Origin of the sequence: Psychroserpens damuponensis (assembly GCF_000826655.1) — a bacterium.
Classification (GTDB): domain Bacteria; phylum Bacteroidota; class Bacteroidia; order Flavobacteriales; family Flavobacteriaceae; genus Psychroserpens; species Psychroserpens damuponensis.
On sequence record NZ_JXJO01000018.1, the window covers coordinates 1 to 21334 of the forward strand.

Consider the following 21334-nt stretch of genomic DNA (forward strand, 5'->3'; position numbering starts at 1 on the left):
TATCAAATGTTGGTCCTGTCGTTAAGGTTAATACAGTTCCATCTGCATCGGTTAAGGTATCCGTTATCGTTACACCATCGAGAACCACATCTCCTGTATTCTCAACTGTAATTATATAATTGATTGTATCGCCTGCTGCTAATATGCCATCTCCATTATCAGTAATTGATGCACTTTTCTCTGCAATAATACTTGGATTTTCACAAGCATTTACTAATGGATCGGTAGAACTCACATCATTTTGTTGTAATGAATTCATAGCCCCATCTTGTGGCACACCATTAGCATCAACAACATCTCCTAATGAATCATCCGCATCTAAATCTGAAGCAACATAACCGCCATCTCCTTCTAGAGCATCTGGACAACCATCACCATCACTATCTGAGTCCAAATAATCTGGAATACCATCATTATCTGTATCAGGATCTGTGGTTTGAGGGTTAGCAAAATTTGTTGCGCAATCAAATAAAAGACTATGATATCTTACAACATCGACTAATATACCATCAGCTACTACTCCTAATCTAAATGTATAACTAGAAAAATTATTATAATTCGCTTGTATATTTAAAAATGGGTTACTATTAGACGAACCAGGATAATTCACGGTATCTGAGGTTGCTACTAAAAAATCAGATTCTCCTGTTATAGTTAAAGTTGTTGGATCATCCACAACGTAATTAATTGGGAAAGGAAATCTGTTACGTTCTAATGAATTTGGATTTCCATCCATATCATTAAATCCTACAGTTACCTCAGAAAAAGAAACGGCATTCGTTGTACCAGTCTGGACTAATTGAATATTGTATTCTACATAACCCTCTTGACCAGGGTTTAATAAATCAATTCCGGTTCCTGGTTTGAAATATTCTGGATTTGAAGTATTATCATCCAATACATCAACAAAAGCATTTTTGAATTCCACTAAAGTAACTAAAGCATCTACACCTGTTGTGACATTAGCAAATCGGAACACTTCTCCTTCTAACAAGGTATTAATATTACCATCACCAGTGTCTTCCGTAGGAATAGAACTAAAATCAAAAGTTTCTTCATTACCACAGGCTGGTTGTCCACTGAAGGTTTCACCTCGCTCATCAATATCCAAGAGACCATCATTATCATCATCATCATCACAGCCATCAGGAATTAAATCACCATCGGCATCCGATGAATCATCAAATCCCTCACATAAATCAGCTGAATTAATTACACCATCACCATCGCAATCATTTGTTGGATAATCAGCACAATTACCTACAACTATTGTTACTGTTGCTGTATCACAGATTGTTGGATCTACATCTAAACAAATAGTATACTGTACATTATATGTTCCTGGCAGAGCGCCTGCTGGAACATTTATAGTTCCATCTGTATTGATAGTAACTCCTGTTAAACCACCATCATCTGAAATACTGATATTATTTGAAATATTGCCGTCGGTTGCGGCTACACCATCGGCTGTATCTGTTCCATTACCGTTATTATCGAAAACAGAACCTGTTGAACCTCCTGTTACAGGATTAAAAGCTGTTCCGCTGAAATCATCATTCTCTGCTACAATGGTTGGATCTACTTCAATTGTTACTTCTGCTGTTGTACAAATTGTTGGATCTACATCTAAACAAATTGTGTATTCTACAGTATACGTATCTGCTGGTGTACCTGCTGGAATATTTATTGTGCCATCTGTATTGATAGTAACTCCTGTTAAACCACCATCATCTGAAATACTGATATTATCTGAGATATTACCATCGTTTGCTGCTACGCCATCGGCTGTATCAGTTCCATTACCATTATTTGCAAAAACACTTCCGGTGATTCCTCCTGTTTCTGAATCTATTGGTGTTCCGCTGAAATCATCATTCTCTGCTACAATGGTTGGATCTACTTCAATTGTTACTTCTGCTGTTGTACAAATTGTTGGATCTACATCTAAACAAATTGTATATTCTACAGTATAAGTATCTGCTGGTGTACCTGCTGGAATATTTATTGTTCCATCTGTATTGATAGTAACTCCTGTTAAACCACCATCATCTGAAATACTGATATTATCTGAGATATTACCATCGTTTGCTGCTACGCCATCGGCTGTATCAGTTCCATTACCATTATTTGCAAAAACACTTCCGGTGATTCCTCCTGTTTCTGAATCTATTGGTGTTCCGCTGAAATCATCATTCTCTGCTATAATACAAAGTGAAGTTACAACTTCTGTTATATCTGCACCATTATAATCACAAGAATCACTAGGATCTGTACCATTAGCGACTTCTGTAGCGTTTATAACACCATCTCCATCACAGTCAGCTTCATTCCAAGCTGTACTTGGATCTAGAGTTTGACTTGCTAAATTGAAATCACACAAATCCAAAGGATCGGTTGAATCTGTAGATTCGGTATCATTCGGAACACCATCACCATCAAAATCAAAAGGTGATGCAGCTGATGGACAACTCGCCCCATCATTTTGAGACGTTGTTGTCCCATTAGCTACTAAGTTAGCACAAGGCGTTGCTGTATCATAATTAAGAATTCTATAAATTTCTCCTGTAGTGTTATTTGATATATATAACTCATCATTATTTACTCCAAATGCAGCTCCATAACCACCTGTAGGAATTGATCCTCCAGAACATAAATCGATTGTTGATGTTGTTATTGAATTATTTAAAAGGCTAAAATTATATAAAGTATCGTTATGAACTCCATAAAAATTATCTCCGATAATAACTCCATCAGCAGCTCCAAATCCATCTCCTAACAAAGTAGCATTACCTGTTGTTAGGTCTACACTATGAACTTCTGCTCCATTTGCATTGACTCTACAAATAAGCGCTCCATTTTTTATATCTCCTGCATTATACGAAACACTGTACAATGGTAAATTTGTTGTTGCAATATAATATGCAGCTCCTGTTGCATCAATAAGTATCAAATCATTTTTAACCACAGGGTTACCTAATACATCATTTCCTGCTCCAACTGCTATAGCATACATAAAACCATCTAGTTCATTATACCCTAACGCATTATATCTAAATCCAGTAGGAACACCTACAGGGTTATAAGAATTACTAGATGGAATAAACTCGAATAATTGATCTGTAAGGACTTGATAAAATAATGGATCACAACCAACAGGTACAGGCTCACATGAATCTGGAATACCATCTCCATCAGAATCTGAAGCAATAGGAAGTGTTATACTTGCTGTTAATCTATTACACTCATCATTAGGATCTGTTCCATCTGATATTTCGTCTGCGTCTGATACTCCATCACCATCTGCATCTAGCGCTTCAACCGTTAAAGTCACACAATTTACTTCATCAAAACAAGAGTTATCAACATGACTAACTAAAACACAATACTGTGTTCCATTTAATCCAGTTACATCACTTATATTTAATGTAGACGAATTAGTGTTACTATACACTCCACTATCAGAAATAATAGTTCCTCCAGAATTTGGATCGCCCAGATACCATTGGTAGGTAATACCTCCATTTGCATTATCAGGTGTACCATAAACTGGAACTCCCGCCACATCATAACCTGTAGCTTCATCTGCAGTTGCAATAACATTAAAACTAGCCGGATCACCAGCATTTTCTGTCTGATTAACAGGTGCGGTATCAACAGTAACCTGAACAGCTATAGTGACACCATTGGCTGTAGCCTGAGGCGTATTTGCCGAAATATCAACATTATTTGCATCTGTAATTGGAACTCCTGATCCATCAACAGTTCCCTCATCACTATCAGCTAAATTATTACTTGAGGTTAAATCGTCTTCTACAAAATCACCAGCTGCCTCAACTGCATCAGGACAACCATCATTATCACTATCTGTATCTAAATGATTAGGAACACCATCATTATCATTATCATAAACATCTGGAATACCATCATTATTATTATCTGCATAACTTGTAGTAGAACCATCACTTGCAATATTATCATCAAATATGTCTAACCAATTAGGTATATTATCTCCATCTTCATCACCATCAGGGTCATTACTTCCTGCTTCATTAGTATCTAAAATACCATCGTTGTCATCATCGAGATCTTCATCATCAAATACTCCATCACCATCTCCATCTGGTTGTTCAACCGCATTTAACGTTACTGAAATCTGTGTTGACTCCCATCCAGTAGCATTTGCTGGTCCAGGTGCATTAAGCCCTGGTCTAAATCTTATTGCTTCAGTAGCAGCACTTGCATAAAAACGAAAAATAGTAGTTTCCCATCCATCTCGAGATATCCCTGCTTTTATTTGTATTGGGTTTGCTCCAACCTGATATCTAAAGGTGTCATTATATAACTGTGAATAAGCAGCAGACTCCCAAGTACCAGAAAATATTGACAATTCATAAAGTCTACCTGGAATCAAACCGGTCATATCAGTACCTACAGTTTCTTCTGTAAAACCTGAACCTAAATCTCTCAGTGACAACCAAGATGTGTGACCATTTGGAGGCAAAGGTAAAGGTTGATCGTCCCATGTTCCGACTGTAGATGCATTCTGCGCATCTGAAATATCCGGAGTACCTCCAAAATCAACCCAAGCCGTAGGTGCACAATCAAAACAATTTTGTGTACCAACTGCATCTGTCGTATTTCCAGTTTGTGGTATCGCTTGCCCAAAGATTGATTGAGACAAAAGAAAAATGCTCAGAAAAGTTAATAATCGTAATGCCGAGAATCGAGTAAAGATTTTCATATTATCTTAAAGTAAAAATGTTTATATAACTATATATTTTTTTTATTCAATTATAATAGATTAACAACATTTTTATCTCAGACAAATAATCAAATGTAAAACTGTTCACCTGCAACTCAGCAGAGTGCGAGTTTAAGGTTACCATTTGAAAATATGTAAATTAGACTTTTGCTATTAATCTTAAATCCAAAAATAATATTAATTTTTTGAATTCATATTAAAAGTACAACATTTATTTTATCGATAAAACACACTTAATAATCGATAAAACACCACGTTAGACTATTGGTTTTAATAAAATAAGGTTTCATGAAAAATTTTATCATATCTATTATTTTAACATTGTTTAATTAAATTATTCATAAACAATATTATTTATATTTACCTTACATTTTTTTTGACACAGTTTATTTTTTATAGTCACATTAAAAAACTAGTTATAAATCTTACGATATAATCTTGTCATTGGTTTTATAAAGTTTAATATAATTATATTTGTGGCTACTAAAATAACTATGAGTTTTAAAAAAGAAATCAATAGACGTCGTACGTTTGGTATTATTTCACATCCAGATGCGGGTAAGACAACTTTAACTGAAAAATTACTACTATTTGGTGGTGCTATTCAAGAAGCAGGAGCTGTTAAAAGCAATAAAATAAAAAAAGGAGCAACTAGTGACTTTATGGAAATAGAGCGTCAGCGTGGGATCTCTGTAGCCACATCTGTACTTGCTTTCGAATATAATGGTATAAAAATTAATATTCTGGATACTCCAGGTCATAAAGATTTTGCTGAAGATACTTTTAGAACATTAACTGCTGTAGATAGTGTAATTGTAGTTATAGATGTTGCTAAAGGTGTAGAGGAACAAACTGAAAAACTTGTTGAAGTTTGTAGAATGCGTAATATACCAATGATTGTTTTTATTAATAAAATGGATCGAGAAGGTAAAGATGCATTTGATTTATTAGATGAAATTGAGCAAAAATTAGGTTTAAAAGTTGTCCCTTTAAGTTTTCCAATCGGGATGGGATATGATTTCAAAGGTATTTATAATATCTGGGAAAAGAACATCAACCTATTTAGTGGTGATAGTAGAAAAGATATTGAAGAAACAATTGAAATCAATGATTTAACTTCTCTAGAATTAGATAAGCTTGTTGGAGAAAAAGCTGCACAAACACTTAGAGATGAAATAGAATTGGTTGATGGTATCTATCCTCAATTCGAAAAAGAAGACTATTTAAACGGTGAATTACAACCTGTATTTTTTGGTTCGGCTTTAAATAATTTTGGTGTACGTGAATTATTAGATTGTTTTGTTGAAATAGCTCCTAAACCTCGTCCTAAATACAGTGAAGAACGCTTGGTAGAACCAGAAGAAGAGAAATTTACTGGATTTGTTTTTAAAATTCATGCCAATATGGATCCTAATCATAGAAATAGATTGGCTTTTATTAAAATAGTATCGGGTGAGTTTAAAAGAAACACTCAATACCTTCATGTAAGACATAATAAGAAATTAAAATTTTCTAGTCCAAATGCGTTTTTTGCTGAAAAGAAAGAAATTGTAGACATCTCTTATCCAGGTGATATTGTAGGATTACAAGATACTGGGAATTTTAAAATTGGTGACACTTTAACGGAAGGTGAAATTCTAAACTATAAAGGTGTACCAAGTTTTTCACCAGAACATTTTAGATATATCAATAATGCTGACCCACTAAAATCTAAACAATTAAACAAAGGAATAGATCAATTGATGGATGAAGGCGTTGCTCAATTATTTACTTTAGAACTTAATGGAAGAAAAGTAATTGGAACTGTTGGAGCTCTACAATATGAAGTCATTCAATATCGTTTAGAACACGAATATGGAGCTAAATGTATTTATGAAAATCTCAATGTACATAAAGCTTGTTGGATTGAAACAGATAATATAAAAAGTGAAGAATATAAAGACTTTTTACGAGTTAAACAGCGTTTTTTAGCGAAGGATAAGCGTGGTCAACTTGTGTTTCTAGCAGATTCTCCTTTTTCTTTACAAATGACACAACAAAAGTATAAAAGTATTACATTTCATAATACTTCAGAATTCGACTAACAAACTAAGCCAAACACCATCTATTCAAGCAATTATATCATAAAATTTAATGTAATTCATCTAATAATTTTAAATATAATTTGTTTTTTATCGATGATTTATTACTTTTAAACGTAATTTAAATTAGAACAACCTTTTAGGTAACTAAATTTAAAATAGATTAAAGCCCCAAAATTGATCTACTTATGAAAACAAATCCAAATGTTTTCAGTAATAATGATATTACTGTAACTTACAACCCGTGTCATTGTATAAACGCTGAGCGTTGTGCAAAAGAACTTTCAAATGTATTTAGACAATCAGTTATTCCTTGGATTGATTTAGAAGGTGCATCCACGAAAAAAATCATAAAACAGGTAAAAAAGTGTCCTTCGGGAGCTTTACAATTTCATATAAAACAAGAAGTCGCTTAATTAGATAAGGTGCATTGATTTTACGTGAATTACTAAAATGATGTAACCATTTTAAGATAAAACTTAATTTAAAGTGATTTTGAGCCTGTTTTAGACAAATAACAACGAATTGCCTTAGTAATTATTTAATAGAGTTTAAAAAGCTATTTATGTGATCCATTTATTTTTGAATATTCACAATACTTATTAAATAAATGTTAGCAATAGAAAAAATTTATTAAAAAAGCCTTTATCTTAAAATTTTAAGATAAAGGCTTTTTTTTTAATTTATATCCAGTTAATAAAATTTAATTGAATTGGAGGTTGCTCTCCAAATAATTTCGAGCAACTAATCAATATTAAATGTAAAGTTATTTTATATCTAAATTTTATGCTTGACCTGTTGGTCCAAAGTTTAAAGGAATTGGAGGTTGCTCGTAATCCTTAATTTCACCATGGGCCTTTTCAAATCGATTTACATTATCATTTAAGGCTTTTAATAATCGTTTTGCATGTTGTGGTGTTAATATAATTCTAGATTTCACTTTACTCTTAGGAGTTCCAGGCATGATACTCACGAAATCCACAACAAATTCTGATACTGAATGGTTGATTATAGCCAAATTAGAATACGTTCCTTCAGCTATTTTTTCATCTAATTCTATGTTTATTCCTGGTTTCTTAGTTTTATTATCTTCTGCCATAACATGTATTTTTAATATTTCCGTAGAAAAGAAATATGATTTTTAATTTAAATTTTTAATAAAAAAGCCTTCTAGTAATATATACAAGAAGGCTTTAATTTTATAGATTCTTGAATTAGAACTACTAGTTATAATTCATCTCTTCTTTTGCTTTCATCATTTCATTAAATTCTGCTTTAGAACCTACGATGATGTTGTCAAATTTTCTAACACCTGTTCCTGCTGGGATTCTATGACCAACAATTACATTTTCTTTCAATCCTTCAAGATCATCAATCTTACCATTTACAGCTGCTTCGTTTAGAACTTTAGTTGTTTCCTGGAACGATGCTGCCGAGATGAATGACTTCGTTTGTAACGATGCTCTTGTAATACCTTGTAAAATTGGAGTTGCAGTTGCTGGTTGTGCATCACGTGCAGTTACCAATGCTTTATCCTCTCTACGAAGTATAGAATTCTCATCTCTTAATTCTCTAGACGTTAATACTTGACCAAGTTTTAACGTTTGAGAATCACCTAAATCTTCTACAACTTTCAATCCGAAAATTTTATCATTTTCTTCAATGAAATCTGCTTTATGAACCAATTGATCTTCTAAGAAAATAGTATCACCAGAATCAATGATTCTAACTTTACGCATCATCTGTCTCACAACAACCTCAAAATGCTTATCGTTAATCTTCACACCTTGTAAACGATATACTTCTTGTACTTCATTTACTAAATATTGTTGAACAGCGGCTGGGCCTTTAATATTCAAAATATCATTTGGTGTAATCGAACCATCAGATAAAGGCATACAAGCTTTAACGTAATCATTTTCTTGTACAAGAATTTGATTAGATAATTTCACTAAGTATTTCTTAACCTCACCAAGCTTAGACTCAATGATAATCTCACGGTTACCTCTTTTAATTTTTCCGAAGGACACAACACCATCAATCGCACTTACAACAGCAGGATTAGAAGGGTTACGTGCTTCAAATAATTCTGTTACACGAGGTAAACCACCAGTAATATCACCAGCTTTAGAAGATTTACGTGGGATTTTAACTAAAATTTTACCAATTTTAATCTTCTCACCATCATCAATCATAATGTGTGCACCTACTGGTAAGTTATAAGAACGAATTGCTTCACCTTTACCATCTTCAACAATAAGAGTAGGAATTAATTTCTTGTTTCTAGACTCAGAGATTACTTTCTCTTGGAATCCTGTTTGTTCATCAATTTCTACTTGGTATGTTACACCTTGTTCGATGTTTTCATATCTTACTTTACCAGCAAACTCTGAAATAATTACACCGTTATATGGATCCCATTCACAAATTACAGTACCTGTTTTCACTTTATCACCTGGTTGAACATAGATGAAAGATCCATAAGGAATATTATTTGTACTTAATGTGATACCAGTTTTAGCATCTACTAATTTTAATTCAGAAGTTCTAGATATAACAACATCTACATCATTACCTTCTTTATCAGTACTCTTAACGGTTTTAAGATCTTCGATCTCAGCGATACCATCAAATTTAACTGTTAATTTATTTTCTTCGGAAATGTTACCTGCAACACCACCTACGTGGAATGTACGAAGTGTAAGCTGAGTACCAGGTTCTCCAATTGATTGTGCAGCAACTACACCAACGGCTTCACCTCTTTGTACCATTTTACCAGTCGCTAAATTACGACCGTAACATTTAGAACAAATACCTTTTTTAGCCTCACAAGTTAATGCAGAACGTACTTCTACCGCATCTAAAGGTGATGCTTGAATACGTTTAGCAATATCATCATCAATATGACCACCTGCTTCAACTAATAACTCTTCAGTAATAGGATCATAAACATCATTTAATGATGTACGACCAACTATTCTAGCCTCAAGAGTTTCTATAATTTCTTCATTTTTCTTTAATGGTTGAACTTCAATACCTCTTAAAGTACCACAATCTTCAGTATAGATAATAACATCTTGAGATACATCAACTAAACGACGAGTTAAGTAACCTGCATCGGCAGTTTTAAGTGCTGTATCGGCAAGACCTTTACGTGCACCGTGAGTAGAGATAAAGTAATCTAAAATTGAAAGACCTTCCTTAAAGTTAGAAAGAATTGGGTTTTCAATAATTTCACCACCTCCTGCGTTAGATTTTTTAGGTTTTGCCATTAATCCACGCATACCTGTTAACTGACGAATCTGTTCTTTAGATCCACGAGCTCCAGAATCAAGCATCATAAACACCGAGTTGAATCCTTGTTGGTCTTCACGAATACGCTTCATTGATAATTCTGTCAATTCAGCATTTGTAGACGTCCAGATATCAATTACTTGGTTATAACGTTCGTTATTAGTAATTAAACCCATGTTATAATTACCCATAATACCATCAACTAAGCCATTAGCTTTATCAATCATACCTTGTTTTTCGGCAGGAATAATAATATCACCTAAACTAAATGATAATCCTCCTTGGAATGCGAATTTATATCCTTGAGTTTTAATCTCATCTAAGAAAGAAGCTGTTTCTGGTACACTTGTCTTTTTAAGAATACCATGAATAATGTCTCTTAATGATTTTTTTGTTAATACTTCATTAATATAACCTGCAGCAGCTGGTACTTTTTCGTTGAAAAGAACACGACCTACAGTAGTTTCTATAATTTGCGTAGTTAACTCACCTTCTTCATTAAAATCTTGAGTTCTTACTTTAATACCAGCATTTAATTCTACTTTCTTCTCGTTGTAAGCAATTGTTACTTCTTTTGGAGAATAGAATGTTAAGCCTTCACCTTTAACCGTATAATTTTCATCAGTTTTTCTTAGCTTGGTCATATAATATAGACCAAGTACCATATCCTGTGAAGGTACTGTTACTGGAGCACCATTTGCTGGATTTAAGATATTGTGAGATGCCAACATTAATAATTGACATTCTAAGATAGCTTCTGGTCCAAGTGGCAAGTGAACTGCCATTTGATCACCATCAAAATCGGCATTAAATGCAGTACACACTAATGGGTGTAACTGAATTGCTTTTCCTTCAATTAATTTTGGTTGGAAAGCTTGAATACCTAGTCTGTGTAATGTAGGAGCACGGTTAAGTAATACAGGATGTCCTTTAAGAACATTCTCTAAGATATCCCAAACAACAGGCTCTTTTCTATCTATAATTTTCTTTGCAGATTTTACAGTTTTTACAATTCCTCTTTCAATTAGTTTTCTAATGATAAAAGGTTTGTATAATTCTGCTGCCATATCTTTTGGCAATCCACATTCATATAATTTTAATTCTGGTCCAACAACAATTACAGAACGTGCAGAATAATCAACACGCTTACCAAGTAAGTTTTGACGAAAACGTCCTTGCTTACCTTTAAGTGAATCTGATAATGATTTTAATGGTCTATTAGAATCTGTTTTTACTGCAGATGCTTTACGTGTGTTATCAAAGAGTGAATCTACAGATTCTTGTAACATACGCTTTTCATTACGTAAAATAACTTCTGGCGCTTTGATTTCAACTAAACGCTTTAAACGGTTATTACGAATAATAACACGACGATATAAATCATTTAAATCTGAAGTTGCAAAACGGCCACCATCTAAGGGCACTAAAGGTCTTAATTCTGGCGGAATGATTGGAATAGCCTTCATGATCATCCATTCTGGTCTATTCTCTCTATTTTTATTAGAATCTCTAAACGCTTCAACAACTTGTAAACGTTTTAAGGCTTCAGTTTTACGTTGTTTAGACGTTTCTGTATTTGCTTTGTGACGTAATTCAAATGATAAATCATCTAAATCAATTCTTGCTAACAAATCAATTAAACATTCAGCTCCCATTTTAGCTATAAACTTATTAGGATCAGAATCATCTAAATGTCTGTTTTCTTGTGGAAGACTTTCCATAATGTTTAGATACTCCTCTTCTGTTAAGAAATCGAGTTTCTGTAATGGATCACCTTCAACATTTTTAGCTAAACCTGGCTGAATTACCACGTAGCGTTCGTAATAGATAATCATATCTAAACGCTTAGAAGGTAAACCAAGTAAGTAACCAATTTTATTTGGTAACGAACGGAAATACCAGATATGAGCTACTGGCACAACAAGGTTGATGTGTCCTACTCTATCACGACGTACTTTCTTTTCTGTTACTTCAACACCACAACGATCACAAACAATACCTTTATAACGTATTCTTTTATATTTACCACAAGCACATTCAAAATCCTTTACAGGACCAAAGATACGCTCACAAAATAAACCATCACGTTCTGGTTTATGTGTTCGATAATTAATAGTTTCTGGTTTTAAAACTTCACCACGAGATGCTCCTAAAACAGATTCTGGTGATGCTAAACCAATAGAAATTTTATTAAATTTCTGTATTGTATTCTTGTCTTGTCTTCTTGCCATTATTTTATGGTTCTAACAATTATTTAATTATTTTTTTTTAATTGGATGTTCACGATGCAAACTATGTCGTGATTGTATGGCAAACTCACTGGTTGTCCTTACATGGAAAATTTCCGAAGAAATTATTCCTCCAATCTAATATCTAATCCTAATCCTTTCAATTCGTGCATAAGTACGTTGAAAGATTCAGGTAGTCCTGGCTCTGGCATTGGCTCTCCTTTTACGATTGCTTCGTAAGTTTTGGCTCTACCGATTACATCATCAGATTTTACTGTTAAGATTTCACGTAATGTTGCTGAAGCTCCATAAGCTTCTAATGCCCAAACTTCCATCTCTCCAAAACGCTGACCACCAAATTGTGCTTTACCACCTAAAGGCTGTTGTGTAATTAATGAGTATGGTCCAATTGAACGTGCGTGCATCTTATCATCAATCATGTGACCTAACTTAATCATATAAATCACACCTACTGTTGCTGGTTGATCAAAACGATCTCCTGTTCCACCATCATATAAATATGTATGACCAAATCTTGGTACACCAGCTTCATCTGTAAAACCGTTAATTTGATCTAATGTAGCTCCATCAAAAATTGGTGTTGCATATGTACGACCTAATTTTTGACCAGCCCAACCAAGTACAGTTTCATAAATCTGACCAATGTTCATACGTGACGGTACACCAAGTGGATTTAAAACAATATCAACTGGAGTTCCATCTTCTAAGAAAGGCATATCTTCTTGACGTACAATACGAGCAACAATACCCTTGTTACCGTGACGTCCTGCCATTTTATCACCAACTTTTAATTTACGTTTTTTAGCAACATAAACCTTAGCTAATTTGATAATGCCTGCTGGTAATTCATCTCCTACAGAAATGGTGAACTTCTCACGACGTAATGAACCTTGAAGATCATTTTCTTTAATTTTATAGTTGTGAATTAAATCGGCAACTAATGAATTTAAATGATCGTCTGTTGTCCAAGTTCCTGACGTTAAATGTGCATAATCATCAACAGAGTTTAACATTTTAAGTGTGTATTTCTTTCCCTTCGGAATGATTTCTTCACCTAGATCGTTATAAATACCTTGAGCAGTTTTACCATTTACAAGTGCAAATAATTTTTCAACTAAAATAGCTTGTAAATCATCAAATTTCCTGTAATAGATATTTTCTAATGCTTCAATATCTTCTTTATCTTTTGCTCTCTTTCGTTTGTCTTTTATTGCTCTTGAGAATAATTTTTTCTCAATAACAACACCATGTAATGAAGGAGATGCTTTTAAAGAAGCATCTTTTACATCACCTGCTTTATCACCAAAGATAGCGCGTAATAATTTTTCTTCTGGTGTAGGATCAGATTCTCCTTTTGGTGTAATTTTACCAATTAAGATATCACCTGGTTTAATCTCTGCACCAATTCTAATCATACCATTTTCATCAAGGTCTTTTGTTGCCTCTTCTGAAACGTTAGGAATATCATTAGTTAGCTCTTCATTACCTAGTTTGGTATCTCTTACATCTAATGAATACTCATCTATATGAATTGAGGTAAATATATCATCACGAACTACTTTTTCAGAAATAACAATTGCATCCTCAAAGTTGTAACCTTTCCATGGCATAAATGCTACTTTCATGTTACGACCTAATGCTAATTCTCCTTTTTCAGTAGCATAACCTTGACAAAGTACTTGACCTTTTTTAACTTTATCTCCTTTCTCAACGATTGGCTTTAAGTTAATTGAAGTTCCTTGATTCGTTTTTCTAAATTTAACTAAAGGATATGTTTTTGTATCACTTTCAAAACTTACCATTGCAGCTTCTTCAGAACGCTCGTACTTTATAGTAATTTCATTGGCATCAACATACTCAACAGTTCCATTTCCTTCGGCATTAATCAATACTCTAGAATCTGAAGCCACTTGACGTTCTAATCCTGTACCTACGATTGGTGCTTGCGGACGTAATAAAGGTACTGCTTGACGCATCATGTTAGATCCCATTAATGCACGGTTGGCATCATCATGCTCTAAGAACGGAATTAACGATGCCGAAATTGACGCAATTTGGTTTGGTGCAACATCTGTATAATTTACATTAGCTGGATCAATTACCGGGAAATCTCCTTCTTGACGTGCAATAATCTTATCTTCTAAGATTTTACCATCATCATCAACACGTATATTTGCCTGTGCAATTAACATGTCTTCCTCTTCCTCTGCGCTTAAATAAGTTGGTGTATTTTTAATATCTACGACTCCATTATCTGATTTTCTATATGGTGTTTCAATGAATCCCATTGAATTTACCTTAGCATATACAGATAGAGAAGAAATTAATCCAATGTTTGGTCCTTCAGGAGTTTCAATTGGACAAAGTCTTCCGTAGTGCGTATAGTGAACATCACGAACCTCGAAACCTGCTCTTTCTCTAGATAAACCTCCAGGTCCTAATGCCGATAAACGACGTTTGTGAGTAATCTCGGCTAATGGATTTGTTTGATCCATAAATTGAGATAATTGGTTTGTTCCGAAGAAAGAATTAATAACAGAAGATAAGGTCTTCGCATTAATTAGATCAATTGGTGTAAACACTTCGTTATCACGAACATTCATACGCTCACGAATGGTTCGAGCCATACGTGCTAAACCAACACCAAATTGAGAAGATAATTGCTCACCAACAGTTCTAACACGACGGTTAGATAAGTGATCAATATCATCAATCTCTGCTTTAGAATTGATTAACTCAATTAAATATTTAATAATTGTTATGATATCTTCTTTAGTAAGCACTTGCTTATCCATACCAATATCTAACTGTAATTTTTTATTCATTCTATAACGACCTACTTCACCTAAAGAGTAACGTTGATCTGAAAAGAATAACTTATCTATAATACCACGTGCTGTTTCCTCATCTGGCGGCTCAGCATTACGTAATTGTCTATAGATATGTTCAACAGCCTCTTTTTCAGAGTTTGTTGGATCTTTTTGTAATGTATTATGAATAATTGCGTAATCCCCTTGTTCAGATGTTTCTTTGTGTAATAAAATTGTCTTTACACCTGCTTCAAGAATTTCTTCAATATTATCTTTATCAATAACTGTATCACGATCTAAAACTATTTCGTTACGTTCTATAGATACAACTTCACCTGTATCTTCATCAACGAAATCTTCGTGCCAAGTGTTTAATACACGTGCAGCAAGTTTACGATCTATTACTTTTTTAAGTCCAGATTTAGAAACTTTTACTTCTTCAGCAAGGTCAAAAATTTCTAAAATATCTTTATCGCGTTCAAAACCGATGGCTCTGAATAAAGTAGTAACAGGTAATTTTTTCTTTCTGTCAATGTAAGCATACATTACCTGATTAATATCTGTAGCAAATTCTATCCAAGATCCTTTAAAAGGAATAACTCTTGCAGAATATAATTTTGTACCATTGGCATGGAATGACTGACTAAAGAATACACCTGGAGATCTATGTAATTGAGAAACAACTACACGCTCTGCTCCATTAATACAGAATGTTCCGCTAGGCGTCATATAAGGAATGGTACCTAAATATACATCTTGTACAATTGTTTCAAAGTCTTCATGTTCTGGATCTGTACAGTATAATTTAAGACGTGCCTTTAATGGGACACTATAAGTAAGACCTCTTTCGATACATTCTTCAATTGAATATCTAGGTGGATCAATAAAATAATCCAAGAATTCTAATACGAATTGGTTACGTGTATCTGTAATTGGAAAGTTTTCCATGAAGGTATTATATAAACCTTCATTTCCTCTTTGTTCTGATTTTGTCTCTAACTGGAAAAAATCCTGGAAGGATTTAATTTGAATATCCAAGAAATCTGGATATTCAGTTCTGTTTATTATGGAAGAGAAATTTAATCTTTCAGCTTTATTTGCTAACATCGATGAACGCGTTTTTGATTAAAAAATTAACTATTTTATTTATGTATCTTTTTAATACACAAAAGGGTTTAGGTCATTTCGACTGAATCGAAAGACCTAAACCATAATTTGTAGGTTTGGTAAGCTTACTTAAGCTCAACCTCTGCTCCTGCTTCCTCTAACTGAGATTTAAGGGCTTCAGCTTCATCTTTAGCAACACCTTCTTTGATTGCACTTGGTGCATCATCAACTAAACCTTTTGCTTCTTTTAATCCTAAACCAGTTAATTCTTTAACTAATTTCACAACTGCAAGCTTAGAACCACCTGCCGCTTTAAGGATTACGTCGAATTCTGATTGCTCTTCAGCAGCTTCTCCGCCACCTGCTCCACCTGCTGCTACTGCTACTGCTGCCGCTGCTGGTTCGATACCATACTCGTCTTTTAATATTGTTGCTAATTCGTTAACTTCTTTTACTGTTAAGTTAACTAATTGCTCTGCGAAATCTTTTAAATCTGCCATTTTCTACCGTTTTAATAATTTTAATAAAATATAATTTGTTTAAGTGCGTACTTATTTGATTATCCTTCTTTTTCGGATAATGTTTTGATAATACCTGCTATTGTTCCACCACTAGATTTAAGTGCTGAAATAACATTCTTAGCTGGTGATTGTAATAATCCTACAATATCTCCAATCAATTCTTCTTTCGACTTGATATCAACTAACATGTCTAATTGATCATCACCAATGTAAACTGTTTCTTCAATAAATGCTCCTTTAAGTAAAGGTTTTTCAGCTTTTTTACGGAAGTTTTTGATTACTTTGGCTGGAGCGTTTCCAGTTTCAGAATACATTACAGAAGTATTACCTTTTAAAACTGAAGGAAGTTCTCCGAAGTCTCTATCAGAAGCTTCCATAGCCTTTGTTAATAATGTATTTTTTACTACGCTTAATTGCACATTTGCTTTATAGCAAGCGCGACGTAGATCTGAAGTGTTACCTGCGTTTAATCCTGAGATATCTGCTAAATATATATTTGCATTATCTGCCAATTGAGCAGTTAACTCTTCAATTACTTGTGATTTTTCTTCTCTTGTCATAATAATAAAGATTTAACTACTTATGCGAATTTAACATCAATTGCTATACTAGGACTCATAGTACTAGACATGAATACACTTTTCATGTAAACACCTTTAGCAGCAGTTGGTTTTAATTTATTTAAAGTGGTTAACAATTCCATTGCATTCTCTTCAAGTTTATCAGCACTAAATGATGCTTTTCCTATTGGAGCGTGTACAATACCTGTTTTATCAACTTTAAAATCAATTTTACCAGCTTTTACTTCTGAAACCGCTTTAGCAACATCCATAGTAACTGTTCCTGTCTTTGGGTTTGGCATAAGTCCTCTTGGACCTAACACTCTACCTAAAGGACCTAGTTTACCCATAATAGCTGGCATCGTCACGATAACGTCAACATCTGTCCAACCACCTTTGATTTTTTCTAGATACTCATCTAATCCTACGTAATCTGCTCCGGCAGCTTTAGCTTCTTCTTCTTTATCTGGAGTAACCAGTGCAAGAACTTTCATATCCTTACCTGTTCCATGTGGAAGAGATACAACTCCTCTAACCATTTGGTTAGCTTTACGAGGATCAACTCCAAGTCTTACAGCTAGGTCAACAGAAGCATCAAATTTTGTATACGTAATTTCTTTTAATAATACTGAAGCTTCTTTAACAGAATATAATTTATTCTTCTCTACTTTAGCTTGAGCGTCTTTTTTGTTTTTTGTAATTGCCATTTCAAAATTTTTTTAGTTTGGTGCTTCTCCACCTTTAACTGTGATTCCCATTGATCTTGCAGTTCCAGCAACCATTTTCATAGCAGATTCGATTTCGAAGGCATTCAAATCTACCATCTTATCTTCTGCAATAGCTTTAACTTGATCCCAAGTTACTTTTGCTACTTTTTTTCTGTTTGGTTCACCAGATCCTTTTTTTACTTTGGCCGCTTCCAATAATTGTACTGCAGCTGGAGGAGTTTTAATTACAAAGTCGAAAGACTTATCTTTATAAACTGAAATCACAACTGGAAGAACTTTACCAGGCTTATCCTGAGTTCTAGCGTTGAATTGTTTACAAAATTCCATGATATTAACTCCAGCAGCTCCTAAAGCGGGTCCAACCGGTGGCGACGGATTCGCAGCACCTCCCCGAACTTGTAACTTAACTACTTTACCTAATTCTTTTGCCATTTTTAAATTTTTAGTTTTGTATTTCTTTTAATGTGGAAGCAAAAAGATATACTTTCTATATATGTAACAATTATTATACTTTATCTACTTGCATATAACTTAGTTCTAATGGTGTTTTTCTTCCGAAAATCTTAACCATCACCTCTAGCTTACGCTTATCTTCATTAATTTTTTCAACCGTACCATCAAAACCATTAAAAGGACCATCAATTACTTTAACTGTTTCTCCAATAGTATATGGTATTGCAATATTAGAATCGGCTTCTACAGATAACTCATCTACTTTACCTAACATTCTATTCACCTCTGATTGCCTCAATGGCACTGGTTCTCCTCCTTTAGTTTCACCTAGAAAACCAATAACATTAGTTATAGATTTTATAATATGCGGAATCTCTCCACTTAAGTTTGCCTGAATCATAATATAACCCGGAAAATACGTACGCTCTTTATGTATTTTTTTTCCATTACGAATTTGGATAACTTTTTCAGTAGGAACTAAAACCTGATCAACAAAATCCTCTAAACCTAATCTAGAAATCTCATTTTCTATATAGGTTTTAATTTTGTTTTCCTGACCACTTACAGCTCTAACAACATACCACTTTTTACTTACATTAGTTTCAGACATTATCTCTGTTATTTTAGTTACATTAAATTAAAATAAGCCTTAATCACTTTACTAAAAACAGTATCAATTCCCCAAATAGCTAATGAGAAAATGATTGAAAATACAGCCACCAAAACAGTTAAACTTTGAGCTTCCGAAAATGTAGGCCAAGAAACATTATTTCTTAACTCATCAAAAGATTCTTTTATATAATTTACAATTCCTGCCATTTGATTTAGTATTTATACACACCACTTACGTTTTGTGTTAACTTTAATTAAATCGATTTTTTAGTTTTATCTAAGAAATCAAATTTTTGTTTTCTTATTTCTTTGCACGGGTTGAGAGACTCGAACTCCCGACACCTGGTTTTGGAGACCAGTGCTCTACCAACTGAGCTAAACCCGTAAATATAAATCAAGGCGTCTTGTAAAAACAAGACACCTTAATTAATATTTATAATATAAATATTTAGTCTAAAATTTCAGTAACCTGACCTGCACCTACTGTTCTACCTCCTTCACGGATTGCAAAACGTAAACCAACGTTCATTGCGATAGGCTGAATCAATTCAACATGAATAGTAAGGTTATCTCCAGGCATTACCATTTCAACTCCATCAGGAAGCGCAATGTTCCCAGTTACATCAGTTGTACGTACGTAAAATTGAGGACGGTAGTTATTATGGAATGGCGTATGACGTCCACCTTCTTCTTTCTTAAGAATATAAACCTCAGCTTTAAATTTAGAGTGTGGCGTTACAGATCCTGGCTTAGTAATTACCATACCTCTTGAAATTTGTGACTTCTCAATACCTCTTAATAAGATACCTGCATTATCACCAGCTTCACCTCTATCAAGGATTTGACGGAACATTTCAATACCAGTAATAGTAGATGTTAATTTCTCAGCACCCATACCAATAATCTCAACTGGATCACCTGTATTAGCAACACCTGTTTCGATACGACCTGTAGCAACAGTACCACGACCAGTAATTGAGAATACATCTTCAATTGGCATTAAGAATGGCTTATCCATATCACGAGTTGGCTCTTCAATCCAGTTATCTACAGCTTCCATTAATTCCATCACTGTATCTACCCATTTTTGCTCACCGTTAAGTGCACCTAATGCAGAACCAGCAATTACAGGACCATTATCTCCATCATACTCATAGAAAGATAATAAATCTCTAATTTCCATATCCACTAACTCAAGTAACTCTTCATCATCAACCATATCCACTTTATTCATGAATACTACGATACGTGGAATACCTACCTGACGTCCTAAAAGGATGTGCTCACGTGTTTGTGGCATAGGACCATCTGTTGCAGCTACAACTAAAATAGCACCATCCATTTGAGCAGCACCTGTTACCATGTTCTTTACGTAATCGGCGTGACCTGGACAGTCAACGTGAGCGTAATGACGATTTGCAGTTGCGTATTCAACGTGTGATGTATTAATTGTTATACCTCTTTCTTTTTCTTCAGGAGCGTTATCAATTTGATCGAAATCTTTTGCTTCTGATAAACCTGCATCAGCTAATACTTTAGTAATAGCAGCAGTTAAAGTTGTTTTACCGTGATCTACGTGTCCAATAGTACCTATGTTAAGGTGCGGTTTTGAACGATCGAAAGTTGCCTTTGCCATGTTTAATTTATTTTAATCTTAATTATTATTAGTGTTCAATTTATTCTAAATCTAAAAAAAAGAGCCAATGACGAGAATTGAACTCGTGACCTCTTCCTTACCAAGGAAACGCTCTACCCCTGAGCTACACCGGCTTAAATGGTTGTAAGCTAAACAGAAACGTTTACTTAATAACTAGACCAACATATGCTGGTCCAGTTAGAGCGAGAGACCAGGTTCGAACTGGCGACATTCAGCTTGGAAGGCTGACGCTCTACCAACTGAGCTACTCTCGCATTTTTTTAACCGCTTTACCAGTTAAAGGTTTCAATATTTCAAAATCCTACCTATGTTATTTTCAATTACCTCGCTATACTTGGCAACCCTATATTAAACATCAAGAAATACTATACTACAAAAAATAAACTTTTGATGATAGTTAAAAAATAATTGTGGGGAGAGCAGGATTCGAACCTGCGAAGACGTAGTCAGCAGATTTACAGTCTGCCCTCGTTGGCCGCTTGAGTATCTCCCCATTATTA

Annotated in this window: 13 protein-coding genes and 4 tRNA genes; 2 read left to right on the forward strand and 15 right to left on the reverse strand. The window is 34.0% G+C overall.

Annotated elements, in window-relative coordinates; translation table 11 throughout:
- Nucleotides 1-4681, reverse strand: a 4681-nt coding sequence (locus tag TD29_RS18660) for a beta strand repeat-containing protein (RefSeq protein WP_394331536.1), incomplete at its 3' end; no start/stop codon positions are given.
- 575 nt (nucleotides 4682-5256) lie between these two features.
- Here TD29_RS18660 and TD29_RS11155 point away from each other — a divergent pair.
- Both TD29_RS11155 and TD29_RS11160 read left to right on the forward strand, forming a co-directional pair.
- Entirely contained in the window at nucleotides 5257-6846 is a 1590-nt protein-coding gene (locus tag TD29_RS11155) for a peptide chain release factor 3 (protein ID WP_040280750.1), read from the forward strand.
- 185 nt (nucleotides 6847-7031) lie between these two features.
- On the forward strand, nucleotides 7032-7259 hold the full coding sequence (locus TD29_RS11160; RefSeq protein WP_040280751.1) for a (4Fe-4S)-binding protein: 228 nt from the start codon (nucleotides 7032-7034) through the stop codon (nucleotides 7257-7259).
- Nucleotides 7260-7627: 368 nt separating this feature from the next.
- Here the strand turns inward: TD29_RS11160 and TD29_RS11165 are convergent, their stop codons facing one another.
- The 14 genes from TD29_RS11165 to TD29_RS11230 all read right to left on the reverse strand — a co-directional run bounded on the left by TD29_RS11165 (nucleotide 7628) and on the right by TD29_RS11230 (nucleotide 21327).
- Nucleotides 7628-7942 (reverse strand): DUF3467 domain-containing protein, encoded by a 315-nt coding sequence (locus TD29_RS11165; protein WP_040280752.1) that lies wholly within the window; start codon nucleotides 7940-7942, stop codon nucleotides 7628-7630.
- 124 nt (nucleotides 7943-8066) lie between these two features.
- Nucleotides 8067-12368, reverse strand: coding sequence for a DNA-directed RNA polymerase subunit beta' (rpoC, locus tag TD29_RS11170; RefSeq protein ID WP_040280753.1), 4302 nt, complete (start codon nucleotides 12366-12368; stop codon nucleotides 8067-8069).
- A 122-nt stretch (nucleotides 12369-12490) separates the two neighbouring features.
- Complete coding sequence (gene rpoB / locus TD29_RS11175) at nucleotides 12491-16303, reverse strand: DNA-directed RNA polymerase subunit beta (RefSeq protein WP_040280755.1); 3813 nt, start codon at nucleotides 16301-16303, stop codon at nucleotides 12491-12493.
- A 125-nt stretch (nucleotides 16304-16428) separates the two neighbouring features.
- Nucleotides 16429-16803, reverse strand: a complete 375-nt coding sequence (gene rplL, locus TD29_RS11180) for a 50S ribosomal protein L7/L12 (RefSeq protein ID WP_040280756.1) — start codon at nucleotides 16801-16803, stop codon at nucleotides 16429-16431.
- A 59-nt stretch (nucleotides 16804-16862) separates the two neighbouring features.
- Nucleotides 16863-17384 carry a 50S ribosomal protein L10 gene (rplJ, locus tag TD29_RS11185; RefSeq protein ID WP_040280757.1) on the reverse strand — a complete coding sequence of 174 codons (522 nt, stop codon included), beginning with the start codon at nucleotides 17382-17384 and terminating at the stop codon, nucleotides 16863-16865.
- Between the two features lie 20 nt (nucleotides 17385-17404).
- On the reverse strand, nucleotides 17405-18091 hold the full coding sequence (gene rplA / locus TD29_RS11190) for a 50S ribosomal protein L1 (RefSeq protein ID WP_040280758.1): 687 nt from the start codon (nucleotides 18089-18091) through the stop codon (nucleotides 17405-17407).
- A gap of 12 nt (nucleotides 18092-18103) precedes the next feature.
- A complete protein-coding gene (rplK, locus tag TD29_RS11195) occupies nucleotides 18104-18544 on the reverse strand; it encodes a 50S ribosomal protein L11 (RefSeq protein WP_040280759.1) in 441 nt (146 codons plus the stop codon).
- Nucleotides 18545-18617: 73 nt separating this feature from the next.
- Nucleotides 18618-19175, reverse strand: a complete 558-nt coding sequence (gene nusG, locus TD29_RS11200; RefSeq protein WP_040280760.1) for a transcription termination/antitermination protein NusG — start codon at nucleotides 19173-19175, stop codon at nucleotides 18618-18620.
- A gap of 17 nt (nucleotides 19176-19192) precedes the next feature.
- Nucleotides 19193-19384, reverse strand: coding sequence for a preprotein translocase subunit SecE (gene secE, locus TD29_RS11205; RefSeq protein ID WP_040280761.1), 192 nt, complete (start codon nucleotides 19382-19384; stop codon nucleotides 19193-19195).
- 105 nt (nucleotides 19385-19489) lie between these two features.
- Nucleotides 19490-19562: transfer RNA gene (locus TD29_RS11210), tRNA-Trp, on the reverse strand.
- Between the two features lie 63 nt (nucleotides 19563-19625).
- Nucleotides 19626-20813 carry an elongation factor Tu gene (tuf, locus tag TD29_RS11215; RefSeq protein WP_040280762.1) on the reverse strand — a complete coding sequence of 396 codons (1188 nt, stop codon included), beginning with the start codon at nucleotides 20811-20813 and terminating at the stop codon, nucleotides 19626-19628.
- 62 nt (nucleotides 20814-20875) lie between these two features.
- A tRNA-Thr gene (locus TD29_RS11220) sits at nucleotides 20876-20947 on the reverse strand.
- 68 nt (nucleotides 20948-21015) lie between these two features.
- A tRNA-Gly gene (locus TD29_RS11225) sits at nucleotides 21016-21088 on the reverse strand.
- A 157-nt stretch (nucleotides 21089-21245) separates the two neighbouring features.
- A tRNA-Tyr gene (locus tag TD29_RS11230) sits at nucleotides 21246-21327 on the reverse strand.
- Between the last annotated feature and the right edge of the window lie 7 nt (nucleotides 21328-21334).

Bases quoted from the DNA above. Each gene is read 5' to 3' on its own strand.
- rplL (WP_040280756.1), bottom strand. From the start codon at position 16,803: ATGGCAGATTTAAAAGATTTCGCAGAGCAATTAGTTAACTTAACAGTA.
- rplA (WP_040280758.1), bottom strand. From the start codon at position 18,091: ATGGCAATTACAAAAAACAAAAAAGACGCTCAAGCTAAAGTAGAGAAG.
- rplK (WP_040280759.1), bottom strand. From the start codon at position 18,544: ATGGCAAAAGAATTAGGTAAAGTAGTTAAGTTACAAGTTCGGGGAGGT.
- nusG (WP_040280760.1), bottom strand. From the start codon at position 19,175: ATGTCTGAAACTAATGTAAGTAAAAAGTGGTATGTTGTTAGAGCTGTA.
- rpoB (WP_040280755.1), bottom strand. From the start codon at position 16,303: ATGTTAGCAAATAAAGCTGAAAGATTAAATTTCTCTTCCATAATAAAC.
- TD29_RS11160 (WP_040280751.1), top strand. From the start codon at position 7,032: ATGAAAACAAATCCAAATGTTTTCAGTAATAATGATATTACTGTAACT.
- TD29_RS11155 (WP_040280750.1), top strand. From the start codon at position 5,257: ATGAGTTTTAAAAAAGAAATCAATAGACGTCGTACGTTTGGTATTATT.
- rplJ (WP_040280757.1), bottom strand. From the start codon at position 17,384: ATGACAAGAGAAGAAAAATCACAAGTAATTGAAGAGTTAACTGCTCAA.
- tuf (WP_040280762.1), bottom strand. From the start codon at position 20,813: ATGGCAAAGGCAACTTTCGATCGTTCAAAACCGCACCTTAACATAGGT.
- secE (WP_040280761.1), bottom strand. From the start codon at position 19,384: ATGGCAGGAATTGTAAATTATATAAAAGAATCTTTTGATGAGTTAAGA.
- TD29_RS11165 (WP_040280752.1), bottom strand. From the start codon at position 7,942: ATGGCAGAAGATAATAAAACTAAGAAACCAGGAATAAACATAGAATTA.
- rpoC (WP_040280753.1), bottom strand. From the start codon at position 12,368: ATGGCAAGAAGACAAGACAAGAATACAATACAGAAATTTAATAAAATT.